Annotated in this window: 12 protein-coding genes; 8 read left to right on the top strand and 4 right to left on the bottom strand. The window is 69.0% G+C overall.

The features are described 5' to 3' along the window. Nucleotides 1–27 precede the first annotated feature (27 nt). Genes RT655_RS10615 through pdxH form a run of 3 tightly spaced genes read right to left on the bottom strand, consistent with a single transcriptional unit; the run spans nt 28 to nt 2760 of the window. Nucleotides 28–1197: an MFS transporter gene (locus tag RT655_RS10615; RefSeq protein WP_313536592.1), complete on the bottom strand. Its 1170-nt coding sequence runs from the start codon at nt 1195–1197 to the stop codon at nt 28–30. 55 nt (nt 1198–1252) lie between these two features. Then, nucleotides 1253–2185: a cation diffusion facilitator family transporter gene (locus tag RT655_RS10620; RefSeq protein WP_313536593.1), complete on the bottom strand. Its 933-nt coding sequence runs from the start codon at nt 2183–2185 to the stop codon at nt 1253–1255. After that, nucleotides 2182–2760 (bottom strand): pyridoxamine 5'-phosphate oxidase, encoded by a 579-nt coding sequence (gene pdxH / locus RT655_RS10625; protein ID WP_313536594.1) that lies wholly within the window; start codon nt 2758–2760, stop codon nt 2182–2184. The genes RT655_RS10620 and pdxH overlap by 4 nt, the downstream gene beginning before the upstream one ends. Before the next feature lie 97 nt (nt 2761–2857). Between pdxH and RT655_RS10630 the strand changes: the two genes are divergently transcribed. The 8 genes from RT655_RS10630 to RT655_RS10665 all read left to right on the top strand — a co-directional run bounded on the left by RT655_RS10630 (nt 2858) and on the right by RT655_RS10665 (nt 15336). Next, nucleotides 2858–3724, top strand: coding sequence for a Ku protein (locus RT655_RS10630; RefSeq protein WP_313536595.1), 867 nt, complete (start codon nt 2858–2860; stop codon nt 3722–3724). Next, on the top strand, nt 3717–6260 hold the full coding sequence (gene ligD, locus RT655_RS10635; RefSeq protein WP_313536596.1) for a DNA ligase D: 2544 nt from the start codon (nt 3717–3719) through the stop codon (nt 6258–6260). The genes RT655_RS10630 and ligD overlap by 8 nt, the downstream gene beginning before the upstream one ends. Nucleotides 6261–6320: 60 nt before the next feature. Next, complete coding sequence (locus RT655_RS10640; RefSeq protein ID WP_313536597.1) at nt 6321–6896, top strand: sigma-70 family RNA polymerase sigma factor; 576 nt, start codon at nt 6321–6323, stop codon at nt 6894–6896. Then, nucleotides 6862–7815, top strand: coding sequence for a FecR domain-containing protein (locus RT655_RS10645; protein ID WP_313536598.1), 954 nt, complete (start codon nt 6862–6864; stop codon nt 7813–7815). The genes RT655_RS10640 and RT655_RS10645 overlap by 35 nt, the downstream gene beginning before the upstream one ends. A gap of 78 nt (nt 7816–7893) precedes the next feature. Next, nucleotides 7894–10668: a TonB-dependent receptor gene (locus RT655_RS10650; RefSeq protein ID WP_313536599.1), complete on the top strand. Its 2775-nt coding sequence runs from the start codon at nt 7894–7896 to the stop codon at nt 10666–10668. Nucleotides 10669–10682: 14 nt separating this feature from the next. Next, nucleotides 10683–11891 (top strand): histidine-type phosphatase, encoded by a 1209-nt coding sequence (locus tag RT655_RS10655; protein WP_313536600.1) that lies wholly within the window; start codon nt 10683–10685, stop codon nt 11889–11891. Nucleotides 11892–11968: 77 nt separating this feature from the next. Continuing rightward, nucleotides 11969–14449, top strand: a complete 2481-nt coding sequence (locus RT655_RS10660) for a circularly permuted type 2 ATP-grasp protein (RefSeq protein WP_313536601.1) — start codon at nt 11969–11971, stop codon at nt 14447–14449. Next, nucleotides 14449–15336 (top strand): transglutaminase family protein, encoded by an 888-nt coding sequence (locus RT655_RS10665; RefSeq protein ID WP_313536947.1) that lies wholly within the window; start codon nt 14449–14451, stop codon nt 15334–15336. The genes RT655_RS10660 and RT655_RS10665 overlap by 1 nt, the downstream gene beginning before the upstream one ends. On the opposite strand, the gene RT655_RS10670 is transcribed toward RT655_RS10665, so the two are convergent. Beyond that, nucleotides 15333–16565: a phosphatidylserine/phosphatidylglycerophosphate/cardiolipin synthase family protein gene (locus RT655_RS10670; protein ID WP_313536602.1), complete on the bottom strand. Its 1233-nt coding sequence runs from the start codon at nt 16563–16565 to the stop codon at nt 15333–15335. The two genes, RT655_RS10665 and RT655_RS10670, sit on opposite strands and share 4 nt — an antisense overlap. Nucleotides 16566–16629 lie beyond the last annotated feature (64 nt).

Here is a 16629-nt window from a genome sequence, read left to right on the forward strand (position 1 = left end):
GCCGCCGTTCCCGCGAAATCGCCTAGGTTAGTGCTTTCGGCGATTCATCAGCTGCAGCAGCGCGGCAATCAGCGACACGCACCCGCCGAGCAGCGCCACGCCGGTCCACCCGCCCATGCCCCAGGCCAGCGTCGCGGTGGCGGAGCCGGCGGAGGCGCCGAGGAACATCGAACCCATCAGCACGGTGTTGAGCCGCGCCCGCGCCTCGGGCCGCAGCGCGAAGATGATGTGCTGGTTGGAAACGAGCGCGCTCTGCACCGCGAAGTCGAGCACCACGACGCCGATCACCAGCGCGGCGATGCTCACCCACAGGCCGAACAGCAGCCAGCTCGCCACCGCCAGCAGCGCGCCGATCAGCACCACTAGGTGCGGGCCGCGCCTGTCGGCGATCCGACCGGCGAGCGGCGCGCCGAGAATACCCGCCGCCCCGACCACGCCAAACAGCCCGGCCACATCCGCGCCCAGGTTGAAGCGCGGAGTCTGCAGGTAGAGCGCGAGGATGGTCCAGAAAGCCGTGAAACCCGCGAACAACAACGCCTGGGTGATCGCCGCCAGCCGCAGCGCCGGAAACTCGCGCCAAAGCCCTCCCAGCGAGCCGAGCAGCGCCCCATAGCCGAGCGTCGCCTCGGGCTCGCTGCGCGGCAACCGCCATGCCATGATGCCTGCGGTGCCCAGCGCCAGCGGTACGCCCAGCCAGAACATCTCGCGCCAGCCCCAATGCGTGCCGACAAAGCCGGACAGCGTCCGGCTGAGCAGGATGCCGCAGAGCAGCCCGGCCATCACCGTGCCCACGGTCTGCCCGCGCCGCGCCGGATCGGCGAGGTGCGCGGCGAAGGGCACGATCTGCTGCGCCACGCTCGCCGCCGCCCCTACCAGCAGCGACGCACCGATCAGCATCCACGCATTGGGCGCCAGCGCCGCGCCGACCAGTGCCGCCGCCAGCACCAGGAACTGGAGGATGATCAACCGCTTGCGCTCGTGAAGGTCGCCCAGCGGTACCAGCAGGAACAGGCCTGCGGCGTAGCCGAGCTGCGTCGCGGTCGGCACCAGGCCCGCCGGCTGGCCGGGCAGGTCGCGCTCGATGATGCCCAGCATCGGCTGGTTGTAATAGATATTGGCGACCGCGATGCCCGCTGCTGCCGCCATGGCGAAGGTCAGGCCGCGGCCAAGCCGGGCGGTGGGTTGGGGGGCATGCAAGACGGCGACTCCTCGGGCGTTGGGTCGCACAGATAGGGAGCGCTTGGCCCGGTTGTTACTGTCCGATGGTTTGTGAACCGCCATCCTCCAGCAGATTGGTCTCGGCCATCGCATTGTCGGGCTCGTCCACATGGCCGTCCGGATCGACATGGATCAGGATCTCGGTATCCGGGAACGCCTCGCTCAGCGCGCCCTCCAGCCGCTCGACCACGTCATGCGCCTCGGCGATGGTCATGCAGGCGCGCATGGCGACGTGGAACTGGACGAAGTCGCGGTTGCCGCTGGTGCGGGTGCGCAGGTCGTGGAGGCTCTTGAGCTCGGGATGCGTCGCCGCGATCTCGACGAAGCGGCGGCGCTTTTCCTCGGGCCATTCGCGGTCCATCAGCTGGTCGATCGCGGCCACCGAGGCGCGCCACGCGCCCCAGAGCAGCCAGAGGGCGATGGCGATGCCGAACACCGGGTCTGCGCCGGGAAGGCCGAGATAGCTTTCGCAGACCAGCGCGCCAATCACCGCGGCGTTGAGATAGAGGTCCGAGCTGTAATGGATGCTGTCGGTCGTGATCGCGATCGAACCGGTCTGGCGGATCACCGCGCGCTGGTATTGGGTGAGCGCCAGCGTCACGACGATCGCGATCACCGAGACGACAATGCCCGCCTCGGGATCGGCGCTCAGCTGGTTCTGCATCAGTCGCTGCACTGCGCGCAGCAGGATGGCGAAGCCGGAAATGGCGATGATCACCACCTGGAACAGCGCCGCCAGCGCCTCGGCCTTGCCATGGCCGAAGCGGTGTTCGTCATCCGCCGGCTGTGATGCCCAGTGCACCCCGCCCAGCGTCACCAGCGAGGCGACGAGGTCGAGCCCCGAATCGGCGAGGCTGGCTAGCACCGCGACGGACCCCGTCTTCACCGCCGCATAGGATTTGAGCGCGCCGAGGAACAGCGCGCTGCACACGCTGGCGATCGCGGCGCGGCGGGCGAGGTTGCTCATGGGTAGAGCATGCCTTCGGCCCAGCCTTCGCCGGCGCGGGTGAACACCCGGCGCTCGTGGAGGCGATGCTCGCGGTCGAGCCAGAATTCGATCCGCTCGGGCGTCACGCGATAGCCGCCCCAATGCGGCGGGCGCGGGACCGGGCCGCCTTCGAACCGCGCCTGCGCCTCGGCGAAGCGCGCCTCGAAGGTGGCGCGGCTGTCGAGCGGGCGCGACTGGTCCGATGCCCAGGCGCCGAGCTGCGAATCGCGGCTGCGACTGGCGAAATAGGCATCCGACTCTTCGTCGCTGGCGAAGGCGATCGGGCCTTCGATGCGGATCTGGCGGCGCAGCGATTTCCAGTGGAAGAGCAAAGCGACATGGGGATTGGCGGCGAGCTCGGCTGCCTTGCGGCTCTCACGGTTCGTGTAGAAGACGAAGCCCCGTTCGTCATAGCCCTTGAGCAGCACCATGCGGACGGACGGGTGGCCGGACGCGTCCGCCGTCGCCAGCGCCACCGCGTTGGAATCGTTGAGTTCGGTAGACCGCGCCTCGGTGTACCAGTCGTGGAAAAGCGCGAAGGGATCGGTGCTCATGGGGTCTGCCTCTACAGCCTAAACGCCGCCGTTGCGATGGGCGGAACAGACTGAACTTTGGGGAATTGAATCGGGTCTGCAACGAGGAGACTTCCGCATGGCCGCGCGCGCCTATTGGCAGGGACAGATACGGCTGGCCCTCGTTTCGATTCCCGTCGAGATCTACACCGCCACCAAATCGGGCGCGCAGATCGCCTTCCACCAGATCCACGAGCCGAGCGGCCAGCGGATCAAGTACGAGAAGGTGGCGCCCGGCGTTGGCGCGGTCGAGCCCGACGAGATCGTCAAGGGCTATGAGGTCGAGAAGGGCGAGTATGTCCTGCTCGAGCAGGACGAGATCGACGCGGTAAAGCTCGAATCGCGCAAGACGCTGGAGCTCACCCAGTTCGTCGATGCCGACGAGATCGACGTACTCTATTATGAGCGTCCCTATTTCGTGGTGCCCGCCGATGACCTTGCCGAGGAAGCCTTCATCGTGCTGCGCGAGGCACTGCGGCGCGCACGCAAGGTGGGGCTTGGCCAGCTGGCGATGCGCGGGCGCGAATATATCGTCAGCCTCAAGCCCTGCGGGCGTGGGCTCATCCTCGAGACGCTGCGCTACGCCGACGAGGTGCAGAAGGCACAGGGCTATTTCCGCGAGATCCCCGACAGCGAGCCCGATCCCGAACTGCTCGACCTCGCCCAGACGCTGATCGAGAAGAAGGCGAGCAAGTTCGACCCCAAGGGGTTCCACGACCGCTATGTCGATGCGCTGCGCGACCTGATCGAGAAGAAGAAAAAGGCCAAGGGCGCCAAGATCCTGGAGGACCCGGACAAGCCGGAGAGCCGTGGATCGAACGTCGTCGACCTGATGGCGGCGCTGAAGAAGTCGCTGAATACCGGCGACGCCAAGCCCGCGGCGAAGGCCAAGGCGCCGGCGAAGAAGGCAGCCCCGAAGAAACCGGCGGCGAAGAAGCGTGCCTGACGCCGACAGCCTCGCGCGCTACAATGCCAAGCGCGACTTCGCCAAGACGGCGGAGCCGGCGGGCAAGGTCGCCAAGGGCAAAGGCAACCGCTTCCTCGTTCAGAAGCACGACGCGACCCGGCTGCACTGGGACTTCCGGCTGGAGGTGGACGGCGTGCTCAAGAGCTGGGCGGTGACGCGCGGCCCCAGCCTCGATCCCGACGAGAAGCGGCTGGCGGTCCGCACCGAGGACCATCCGCTCTCCTATGCCGATTTCGAGGGGACCATCCCCAAGGGCGAATATGGCGGCGGCACGGTGATGCTGTGGGACAGCGGCACCTGGGAGCCGATCCCGGGCAAGAGCGCCAAGGATCTGGAGAAAGGCCACCTCCATTTCGTGCTCCACGGCGAGCGGATGCACGGCGAATGGCTGCTGATCCGCCTCAAGCCGCGCGGCAAGGAAAAGGCCGAGAACTGGCTGCTCCGCAAGATCAACGACGAGCATGCCGGCGCCACGGACGAGCTGGTGGAGACGGGTCTCACCAGCGTCACCACCGGCCGCACGATGCAGGAGATTGCCGAGGGCGCGAAACCCAAGATCCTCCCCGGGACGGGGAGGGGGACCGAGGCGCGCAGCGGCTTGGTGGAGGGGGAGCCCGGCAAGGGAAGCCGGTCCAGAAAGGGCAAAGCCCAGCCGAAGCCCCCCTCCACCACCGCTTCGCGGCGGTCCCCCTCCCCGTCCCGGGGAGGATCTAAGCCTCCAGCCTTCCAATCCCCCCAGCTCGCCACGCTGGTCGACACCGTTCCCACCGGCAACCAGTGGCTCCACGAGATCAAGTACGACGGCTATCGCGCGCTGATTGCCACCGGCAGCGGCGGGCCCAAAATCTACACGCGCTCGGGCCTCGACTGGACCGAGAAATTCCCCGGCATCGCGGAAGCCGCCGCCACCCTGCCGCCTGGCGCGCTGATCGATGGCGAGATCGTTGCGATGAAAGGCGACAAGCCCGACTTCTCCACGCTGCAGGAGGCAATCTCCGCGGGCGGCGAGGGGCTGCTCTGCTTCGCCTTCGACCTGCTCGCCGAAGGTGGCGAGGACCTGACCGCCCTCCCCCAGCTCGATCGCAAGGAACGGCTGCGCGCGCTGATCGACGGCGCCGATGATCGCATCCGATTCTCCGAGCACATCACCGGCCAGGGCGAGAAGCTGTTCGAGAGCATGTGCCGCGAGGGCTTCGAGGGCGTCGTCTCGAAGCGCGCCGATGCGCCCTATCGCGGCACGCGCAGCAAGGCGTGGCTCAAGATCAAGTGCACGCACCGCCAGGAATTCGTGATCCTCGGCTGGACCGCGTCCACCGCGCGCGGGCGAGGCTTCAAGTCGCTGCTGCTCGGGGTGAACGGGTCGGAGGGGCTGGTCTATGCGGGCAAGGTCGGCACCGGCTTCAACACCGAAACGCTGCTCTCGGTGCGCGAACGCCTCGATGCGCTCGCCACCGACAAGCCCGCCGCGAAAGTCCCCCGCCCGGAGGCGCGCGGCGCGCATTGGGTGAAGCCCGAGCTAGTCGCGGAGATCGCCTTCGCCGAATTCACCGCCGAGAAGGTCGTCCGCCACGCCAGCTTCCTCGGCCTGCGCGAGGACAAGGCTGCGGACGCGGTGGTTGCCGAGGAACCGGCCACGCTGCCCGAAGCGACGCCCAGCGCGATCAAGATCAGCAGCCGCGACCGGGTGATCTTCCCCGAATCGAAGCTGACCAAGGGTGATCTCGCCGACTATTATGCCGCGGTAGCGCCCATTGCGTTGCCCTGGTTGGGCGAACGGCCGATCAGTCTGGTCCGCTGTCCGCAGGGCCGCGCCAAGCAATGCTTCTTCCAAAAGCACGATGCGGGCAGCTTCGGCGAGCAGGTCCACCATGTCGATATCCGCGAGAAGGACGGGTCGACCGAGCCCTATCTCTACGTTTCCGATGCCGACGGCATGCTCGCCTGCGTGCAGATGGGCACGATCGAATTCCATGGCTGGGGCTCGCGCGTCGCCGATGTCGAGAAGCCCGACCGGCTGGTGTTCGATCTCGACCCCGATGAGGGCCTCGACTTCGAGGTGGTGAAGAAGGCCGCCGAGTTCCTCAAGGAACAGCTCGCCGAGATCGGCCTCACCAGCTGGCCGATGCTCTCCGGCGGCAAGGGGGTGCACGTCGTCGTCCCGCTGGTGCCGCAGGCCGAATGGCCTGCGGCGAAGAGCTTCTGCGAACGCTTCGCCCGTGCACTCGCTCAGGCCGAGCCCGAGCGCTTCACCGCCAATCTGAAGAAGGCGAGCCGGACGGGGCGCATCTTCATCGATTATCTGCGCAACCAGCGCGGGTCGACCGCCGTCCTCCCCTATGTCGCCCGGGCACGCGCCAACGCGCCCGTCGCCGCCCCCGTCACCTGGACCGAGTTGCGAACCATCGACAGCGCCCATGCCTTCACCATCCAGGACGCCGCCGTGCTGATCGAGCGCGCCGGCAGCCGGGCGTTGCGCGGCTGGGGCACCGCAGACCAGACGCTCCCCGATCTGTAACCGCTTCGTCACGAGACTTTCGCACGACCGGCCTAGCGGGACCTCCGGGAAGGCAGGTCCGTGCGCACAGCTTCGTCCGAGATCATTCGCTGGGTGGCGCGCTATGTGGTGCCGCAGGAGCCGCAGGTACGCGGCGCGCTGCGCCGTGCCGGCGTCGCCGAAGCCGACATCGACGACCTGATCCAGGAAGCCTATTGCCGCTTTGCAGCGATGGACAGCATCGACCATGTCGATCGCCCCGGCGCCTATTTCATGCAGATGGTGAAGAACCTCTGGCGCGACCAGCTGCGCCGCGCCCGCGTCGTGCGATTCGAAGAAATTACGGAAATCGCGCAGTGGCTCGTCGAGGCAGAGGAACTGGGCGTGGAAGCGGCGGTGGCGGCGCGCGAGCAGGTGCGGATGGTGGAGCGATTGCTCGCCGACCTGCCCGAGCGATGCCGCACCATCTTCACGCTCAAGCGGGTCGAGGGGTTGCCGCAAAGAGAGATTGCGCGGCGGCTCGGGGTAAGTGAAAGCATCGTCGAGAACGATGTGCAGAAGGCGCTGCGGCGCATCCAGCACGCGGTACGGACCGAGCGGTTCGAGAAGGAAGATCAAGGCGTTGGCGAACCGCGGCGACACCGCATCCCGGCTTGAAGACGAGGCTGCCCGCTGGGCGGCCCGCATCGACGCATCGCCCGACATCGCCCCGCCCGGCCTCGATCGCTGGCTGGCCGCGGACCCCGTGCATGCCGGCGCCCTGCTCCGCGCCCAGGCCACGCTGGTGCTGCTGGGTGGCGCGGTGCCGGAGACGCTGGTCGCAAAAGATCCCAGCCGCTCGCGCCGATTCTGGTGGCTGGGCGGAGCGAGTGCCACGCTCGCCGCCGCGTGTGCCGCCGCCGCGCTGCTGCTCCCCGCGCGCGGCGAGGCGATCCGCACCGGCATCGGCGAGGTGCGATCGGTGGCGCTGCACGACGGCTCCTCGCTGGCCGTCGACGCGCGCAGCGATCTCGTCACCCGCATCGGCAGCAGCGCCCGCACCGTCGCGCTCCACGACGGCAAGGCGCTGTTCCGCGTCCGCCACGACGCCGCCGCGCCGTTCCAGGTTACCGTGGGCGCGGTGAGGATCACCGATATCGGCACCGTCTTCCAGGTCGACGCCGATCGCGCGGGCGGCACCGTCGACGTGCTGGTGAGCGAAGGCGTGGTCGAGGTGGCCGCCGCCGGTCGCACGCTGCGCCTCGCCGCGGGCCAGCGTGCGCGCTTCGCGATCGACGGCACCGCGCCCGCCAAGGTCGAGCATGTCGACGCCCCCGGCATTGAGCGCGCGCTCGGCTGGACCAGCGGCCGGCTCGATCTCGACGGCGAGACGCTGGGCGAGGCCGTCGCCGAGCTCAACCGCCACAACCAGTTGCAGATCACGCTCGCCAGCCCTGCGCTCGCCCGCGAGAAACTGTACGGCGCCTTCCGCATCGACGATCCCGCCGGCTTCGCGCAAAGCGCCGCGATCGGCCTCGGCACCCGGGCGCGTATCGGCCCGGACGCGATCCTGCTCGGCACGCCCGAAAAAAAGTAGCGCACGGGTAAGGAAATCGCCGCGCCCACCGTCAGGCAATCGAGAACCGCGCCATTCCGGCGCCTTGGGGTGGAAGACATGATCTCGAAGAATCGCTGGCTCGGCGCGACGGCAGTCGTGGCGATGAGCACGCTCGCAGAGCCGGCGCTGGCGCAGGTGCAGCGCTTCAACATTCCGGCACAGGACGTGACGAGCGCCGTGCTGCTGTTCGCGCGGCAGAGCGGCATGCAGATCCTCATTGCGGGCAGCGTCGGTGGGGGCCGGCGGATCAACGCGGTATCGGGCAAGCTGCCGGTCGACGAGGCGCTGCAGCGGATGCTCGCGCATACCGGTCTCGCCGCACGCAGCACCGGCCCCGGCCGCTACGTGATCGTCGCGGAAGAGCGCCCGACCCAGACCAGCCAGGCCGAGCCGGACACGGTCGAGGTGCCCGCCGACATCGTCGTCACCGGCTTCCGCGCCTCGCAGCGCGAAGCCGTCGCCGAAAAGCGCGCCGCGGACAATGTGATCGAGACGCTGCACGCCAATGACGTGGGCAAGTTGCCCGACCAGAATGTCGCCGAGGCGATCAAGCGCCTGCCCGGCCTGTCGGTCGCCAACGACCAGGGCGAGGGCCGCTATGCGATCGTCCGCGGCATCGATCCCAGCCTGCTCAACGTCACCCTCAACGACCAGACGCTGCCTGCGCCCGAGCCTGCCGGTCGCCAGGTGAAGCTGGACGATCTGCCCTCGGCGATGATCCAGTCGGTCGCGGTCACCAAGTCGCTGCTCGCCAGCCAGGACGCCAACGCCATCGCCGGCGAAGTCGCGATCCGCACCCGCACCGGTTTCGACAGCGTGAAGCCCTTCTTCCTCGATGCGCGCGCGGCGCAGGGCTGGTACTCGCTCAACCACAAGGTGCCGTACGAGCTCGACGCCACGCTGGGCGGCCGCTTCGGCGCGCGGGAGCAGTTCGGCGCGGTGGTTTCGGTCAACTATTCCGAGCGGCCGATCCAGAGCGAGAACTACCAAGGCTCGACCGCCTTCAACGCCGCCGGCGTTCCCGACGGCAACGGCCTGCGCGAATACAACCTCACCCGCAAGCGGCTGGGCGTGGTCGGCAATTTCGACTGGCACGCGCGTGACACGGTGAAGCTGTACCTGCGCTCCAGCTATTCCAAGTTCGAGGACCACGAGACGCGCGACCAGAACCGGATCGCGATCACCAGCTTCGGCACGCCGCTGAAGGGCACCGGCACGATCCTCGTCCGCCGCCGCAATGAGAACGACAATACCAAGTCGGTGACGCTGGGCGGCGAGTTCGACGCGGTCGCCAGCGGCACGCTGGAAGTCTCGGGCAACTGGACCCGCGCCGAGAAGAAGGACCCGCTGCGCAGCGAGTTCACCTTCACCACCGCCAAGGGCGCGCTGACGCTCAACTATGATCCCTCGACCTACCCCTACACGCTGGCGCCGGCGACGGCTGCCTTCGCGAATCCGTCGCTGTTCACCTACAGCAAGGTCAATTTCGACCAGCGCAGCACGTACGAAGAATTGTGGCAGGGCCGGTTCGACTATACCCACGATCTCGCCATCGGCGACGGCTCTACCTTCAAGCTCGGCGGCAAGTATCTCAGCCGCGAGAAGGTCAACGATCAGAACAAGACCAATTACAAGACCGGCAGCGCGAAGTGGACGCTCGCCAACCCGGTCGGCTATCCCGGCGACAGCGATTTCTACGACGGCATGTTCGGCTTCGGCACGCGGATCAACTATGACGCGGCCAAGGCGTATCTGGACGCCAACCCGAACGCCGTGGCGATCGACAAGAGCGGCACGGTCAGCGACACGCTGGCCAACGACTTCGCGGTGAAGGAAAAGATCGCCGCCGGCTATGTGATGGCGACGCTGCAGTTCGGCGGCCTCACATTGGTGCCGGGCGTGCGCGTCGAGCATACCGAGGATGACGTGAAGGCCAAGCTGGTCAACGCCGCCTCGACGCTGGCCGACGGCTATAACAGCTTCGGCCATACCAGCTACACCGACGTGTTCCCGGGGGTGAACGCCAAACTCGCGCTTGCCCGCAACCTGCTGCTGCGCGGCGCGGTGACCACCTCGATCGGCCGGCCCAACTACGCCAATCTCGCGCCCTATGTGCTGGTCGACACCAGCGATCCGGCGGTGGCGGCACTCTCGCTCGGCAATCCCGGCCTCAAGCCCTATCGCGCCGTGAACTATGACGCGGCGCTGGAATTTTACCCGGCGCCGGGGTCGATCCTCTCGGCCGGATTCTTCCACAAGCAGATCGACAATCCGATCTACAGCAATACCAGCCGCCAGACCAACGTCACCGCCGCCAACGTCACCTATACGGCAGCCAATGTCACGACCCTGCTCAATGCTGACTCGGAGCAGGTGACCGGCGTCGAGGGCAACGTGCAGGTGCAGTTCACCTTCCTGCCCGGCGTGCTGAGCGGCTTCGGCGTCTCGGCCAACTTCACCCATGTGTGGGGCCATGCCAATGCCGGGGCGATCCGCGCGGGCGACGTGCCGCTTGCCTATCAGTCGAAGAATGTCGGCAACGCCCAGATCTTCTTCGAGAAATACGGGCTGAGCGCGCGCGTGGCGTTCAACTACCGCTCCTCCTATCTCGACACGATCGCGACCACCGCCGCCGCCGACCAATATACCGACGGCAACGGCCAGCTCGACCTGCACCTGAGCTATCAGGTGACGCCGCAGTTCACGCTGTTCGGCGATGCGATCAACCTCACCGACGCGCCGTGGCGGCGCTATATCGGCACCCGCACCCAGCTGGTCGAGCGCGAGCGCTACGGCACCCAGCTGCGCGGCGGCGTGCAGATCCACTTCTGAAGGACGACCGGACGATGAAACTGCGGATCGGATTCGGGCTCGCCCTCGCGATTGGAACCCCGGCGGTGGCGGGCACCCGCCCCGCCGATCCGCTGGTGGTGGACCGCGTCGTGCTGCTGATGCGGCACGGCGTGCGTCCGCCCACCAAGGCCCCGGCGATGCCGCCCGAGGTGACCCCGGAGCGCTGGCCCGACTGGCCGACCAAGCCGGGCTGGCTAACGCCGCACGGTGCAGCGGCGGTAGCGCGATTGGGTGCAGCCGACGGTACGGCGCTGCGCTTCCACCGCCTGCTCCCGGCCAAGGGCTGCCCGGTGCCCGCCGCGATCCGAATCGTCGCCGACAGCGACCAGCGGACGATCGAAACCGCCAAGGCCTGGGCGGCGACGCTCGCACCGGGCTGCACCCTCGCCATCGATCACTACGCGCAGGACGTGCCGGACCCGCGCTTCAACGCGATCGAATCGGGCAAGGCACCGCTCGACCCGGCCAAGGCCGATGCGGCGGTGGCGGCCGAAGTCGGCCCCGGCGGGTTCGCCGCGCTCGATGCGCGCTACCGGCCGCTGCTGGCGCGGATCGACACCATCTTGTGCGGCACCCCGCGTCCCGGCTGCGGCGTGTCGGGCACGCCGACCGGCCTCGCCCCCGCCCGCGCGGACAAGCGCCCCAAGCTGACCGGCGCCATCGACCGCGCCTCCACCGCCGCGCAGATCCTGCTGCTGGAGGCGGCCGAGGGCATGAAGTTGGCACAGATCGGCTGGGGCCGCGCGACGCTCGCGGACGTCACTGCGCTGGGCGAATTCCACGCGCTCGAATTCCGCATCCTCGCTCGCCCGCGCGTGGTCGCCGCGGCGAACTTCGCGGGGCTGGCAGAAATCGTCCGTGCCGGGCTGGCCGACAGCGGCCCGCGGGTGACGATGATCTCCGGCCACGACACCAATATCGCCAATCTCGGCGGGCTGTTCGACGTGCATTGGCAGGTGCCCGGCTTCGCCGCCGGCGACCCCGTGCCCGGCGGCGCACTGGTGCTGGAGCGGCTGCACGACAAGGCGGGCAAGCGTTATGTCCGCCTCCGCTACCGCGCGCAGACGCTGGCGCAGCTCCGCACCGCAGCACCCCTCGGCGTGAAAGGCCCGCAAGACCGGATTCTTCCCGTGTCGGGGTGCAACGCACGTGGCGTTGCCGGGTTGTGTACCCTGGACGAGGCGCTCGCCAAGCTCGGCTGAGACAGTCCCGCATATCTCCCGTGTTGCATGGCACCATCGTTTCGCCCATCACCACGGCCGAGAGAAGGGAAGCAGCTGTGGCCAGCCTTGCCGAGGCGGGATTGTTCGACACGGGCACGATCGCCGATCGTTGGATCGCCGATTATTGCGGCCATGCGCCCGCCGGCGACGTGCTGTGCGCCAAACCCGGCGTCCCCTGGAGCGGGCTGTTCGAGGAACTGGCGGGGCTTGCCGGCGACGGGCTGACCATCGCCCGCGAGCGCGCGCATCGCCATGCCGAGGATATCGGCACCGGCTATCGCATCGGCGACGAGGGTGACGAGCGCCCCTGGCCGCTCTCCCCGGTGCCGCTGCTGATCGACCAGGCCGAATGGCGGGGTATCGAGACCGGCGTCGCCCAGCGCGCCGAGCTGATGGAGCGGCTGCTCCAGGACCTGTACGGCCCGAACCAGCTGATCGCCGACGGCCATCTCCCCGCCGCGCTGCTCACCGGCAGCCCGTTCTTCCTGCGCCCGCTGACCCATTTGACGCCACCGGGCGGCCACCACCTCCATTTCGTCGCCTTTGACCTGTGCCGCAGCCCGGACGGACATTGGCGCGTGCTCGCCGATCATCTCCGCGGACCGGCCGGTGCCGGCTATGCGCTGGAGAATCGCCTGGCGATGGCGCGGACGCTGGGGGGCTTGCAGGGCCGGCTCAACATCGAGCGTCACGCCCCCTTCTTCGCCGCCTTCCGCGACGGCATTGCCGCTGCCTGCCGCCGCGCCGAGCCGCGCATGGCGCTGCTCACCCCCGGCCGCTTCACCGCCAGCTATGCCGAGCAGGCGCACCTTGCCCGCTATCTCGGCTTCCTGCTGGTCGAGGGTGCCGATCTCGCGGTGCTCGACGACCGCGTCTATGTTCGCACGATCGCCGGGCTGAAGCGGGTGGATGCGCTGTGGCACCGCTTCGACCCGCGCTATCTCGACCCGCTCGCGCTCGATTCGCATTCGAAGATCGGCGTCGCCGGGCTGATCGACGCGACGGTGGCGGGCAATGTCGTGATCGCCAACGCGCCGGGCGCGGGGCTGCTCGAGGCACCCGCCTTCGCCGCCTTCCTGCCGCGGCTCAGCGAGATCCTGCTCGGCGAGTCGCTGCGCCTGCCCAATATCGCGACCTGGTGGTGCGGCCAGGCGGCCGAGGCTGCACATGTCGCGGCGAATCTCGACCAGATGGTCGTCGCCCCCGCCTTCGGCACCCCGCCGCTCGGCCTGCCCGAGGGCAAGGCGGTGCTGGGCGCGCATCTCGACGAGGCCGCGCGCGCGGCGCTCCGCGACGACATGACCCGCCGGCCGCAGGATTATGTGGGGCAAGAGGTGGTCTGCCTCTCGACCATGCCCTTCGTCGCCGAGGACCGGCTGGCGCCCCGCCCCTTCACGCTGCGCGTCTTCGCCGCGCGCGATGCGGCGGGCGCCTGGACGGTGCTCCCGGGCGGGTTTGCGCGGATCGGCGAGCATGCCGATACCCGCGCCGCGGTGATGGGCGAAGGCAGCTGGTCGGCGGACGTCTGCATCCACGGGCCCGATCCGGTGGCGCCGGTGTCGCTGCTCCCTTCGGGCGATTCGACCCAGCTGCGCCGCAACCCCGGCACGCTGCCCAGCCGGGTGGCGGACAACATGTTCTGGCTCGGCCGCTATCTGGAGCGCGGCGAGGCGCTGCTCTCGGTGCTGCGCGTCCTGCTCGGCCATTCGATCAGCGCCGATACGGGCGCGGCGCTCGCGGCCGACACGGTCGACCGGCTGGCGCAGCTGGTGGTGGGCGCCAACGCCGCGCCAGCCCCGCGCGGCCTCAAGCGGCAGGACCTGAACCAACTCGCCCGCACCGCGCTCGAATCGACGGAGGGCTGGACCAGCGTCCGCGCGATCAACCGGCAGGCGCGCTCGATCGGCGCGGTCTCGCGCGACCGGCTCTCGGCCGACATGATCCGCCTGCTCGACGCGCCGTTTCCCGAACGCGGGGTGCTGCTCGATCGCGCCGGCTCGCTCCAGCGGCGCTATTCGGCGCTGGCCGGGCAGGCGGGGGAGCATATGGGGCGCACCGATGCCTGGCGCTTCCACGATCTCGGCCGCCGCATCGAGCGTGCGCTGGCGACGATCGGCTTCCTGCGCGCGCTCGGCGGCGCCCAGGCGACGGCCGACGACCTCTCGACGCTGCTCGACCTAGCCGACAGCCAGATCAGCTATCGCCAGCGCTACCTCACCGGGATCGCGCGCGTGCCGGTGCTCGACCTGCTCGCGCTCGATCCCGGCAATCCGCGCGGGCTGGCCTTCCAGGCGGCGGCGATCTCGGCGCACCTCAACGCGCTGCCGGTCCTCTCTGATGACGGCCTGGCCGAGGCGCAGCAGGAGCAGGCGCGCAGCATCGCCGCGACGCTGGTGACCGCCCGCGCCACCGCGATCGACGATGCCTGGCTAACCGATCTCCAGGCACGGCTGTGGAGCGTGTCCGAGGCGATCGCCCGCCGCTACTTCCTCCACGGGGCCGAGCCGCTGCGTGCCGCGGGGCTCGTCCTCGCATGATGCTCTACAATATCCGCCATGTGACGCGGTTCGACTATGCCCAGCCGGTCGCCTTCGCGCGCTGTAATCTGCGGCTGAAGCCGATCCTCTGGTCCGGGCAGAGGGTCGAGGAATATGCACTGAGCATTCAGCCGGGCGGCCGCACCTATCCCGCACGCGCCGAGGCCGGGCTTGCCAATGTGGTGCGGCTGGTGGTCGAGCATGCGGCGCGCAGCCTGACGATCGAGAGCCGCGCGCGGGTGCGCGTCGACCGCCAGATCCCGATCCCGGTCGCCGGCGACCCGACCATCGCCCAGATCGCCGCCTGGGCGCGCGACAGCCGCGACCCCTCGCCGGCGGGTCCCGCCGCCTATCTCTTCCCCTCGCCGCTGATCCCGCTGTACCGCGACATCGCTGCCTGGTGCGCCGAGGAGCTGCGGCAGGACCGCGGCATTCTCGACGCCGGAATCGCGCTCGCCCGGCGCATCCAGCGCGACTTCGCCTTCGATCCCACCGCCACCCTGGTCGACACGCCGCCGCACGAGGCCTTCGCCAAGCGGGGCGGCGTCTGCCAGGATTTCGCGCAGATCATGCTGTCCGGCCTGCGCGCCGCAGGGCTGCCCGCCGCCTATGTCTCCGGCTATCTGCGCACGCTGCCGCCACCCGGCCAGCCGCGGCTGGTGGGGGCGGACGCCACCCATGCCTGGGTGCTGCTGTGGTGCGGGCCCGATCTCGGCTGGGTCGGCGTCGATCCCACCAACGGCATCTGGATGGCCGAGGATCATGTCGTCATGGCGATCGGCCGCGACTATGCCGACATCGCCCCGATCGACGGCATCGTGCTCGGCTCGGGCGCGCAGGCGATGCACGTCTCGGTGGATGTCGAGCCGCTCGCGGTCACTGTCTAGGACTCGACGGGCCCCTTGTCGCCGAAGTTCAGCCGCCGCGTGACGTTATAATCGAGCACCGCCATCACGAAATACGCGCCGAACTGCTTCACCCGCGTCCACCACCCAGTCCGCGCCTTGTAGAGCTCCGGCGTGATCCGCTCGGACTGCGCGATCTCGCCGTCGACATAGCCGCGGACATGCGCGGCAAAGGCCGGGTCGCGGACGCGCAGCATCAGCTCGAGGTTGAGGAACATGCTGCGAATGTCGAAATTCGCCGAGCCGATATGGACGACATCGTCGATCACATAGAGCTTGGTGTGCAGCTTGGTCGGTTGGTACTCGTAAATCTCCACCCGCTTGCGCAGCAGCCCCGCATAGGTGAAGCGCGCCGCCCAGATCGCCGCGACATGGTCGAGCTTCGCCGGCAGCACCAGCCGCACCTGCCCCCGCTGCCCCGCCTTGTCGAGCCGCCGCAGCATCGCCGGGCTCGGCGCGAAATAGGCCGCGATCAGGTCGAGCCGGTTCGCCCGCTCCATGTCGTGCTTCACCACCCGCGCCCAGGGCGACAGCCGCCGCATTGGCCCGCCGAGCAGCCAGCGGGTATCCCCCTCGGGCTCGCTCCACGCCTTGAGGGTCCGCCCCAGCGAGCGCAGCGTCGCGCGCGACCGCTTCGCCCAAGCGGCGAGCGAATCGAAATAGCCGGTCAGCCGCTCGGCGGCGGGCCCCTCCACGAGCAGCCCCATGTCGCGCCAGGCCTGCTCGGCAACCGTGCCGAAATAGCTCGATTCGATGTTGAACCCGCCGACGATCACCCGCGCCTCGTCGGCCAGCGCGAGCTTCTGATGGTTGCGGAGCAGATAGCGCCGCCCCCAGCGCGGCACGAAACGGCAGACATCGATGCCCGCGGCGTGCAGCGGTTCGAAGAAATCATTGCCCTCGGCATGTTCGCTGCCGAGCCCGTCGACGATCAGATAGACGCGCACGCCCCGCGCCGCCGCGTCGAGCAGCGCCTGGCGGACCGCCGCGCCGGCCTCGTCGTCCAGATAGATATAATAGAGCACGCGCAGCGTTCGCTGGGCGCTCGCGATCAGCGCCAGCAGCGCGCGCATCCGCTCGGGCCCCTCGGGCAGCAGCGTCAGCCGGTTGCCGTCGACGGTAAAGCTGGGCTGGGCGAGCGGCGGCATCGCCCGGGCATGCCCGGCGGCCATGCCCTCGGCAAGCGGTTCTGGATCGGCATAGGGTGCCATCGCGCGGGAAGCCTCCGGTGGGTGAACCTGCGTAACGATCGAAGCCGCATCGCGCTCCCTCGCG

Origin of the sequence: Sphingomonas sp. (genome assembly GCF_032114135.1) — a bacterium.
Classification (GTDB): Bacteria; Pseudomonadota; Alphaproteobacteria; order Sphingomonadales; family Sphingomonadaceae; genus Sphingomonas.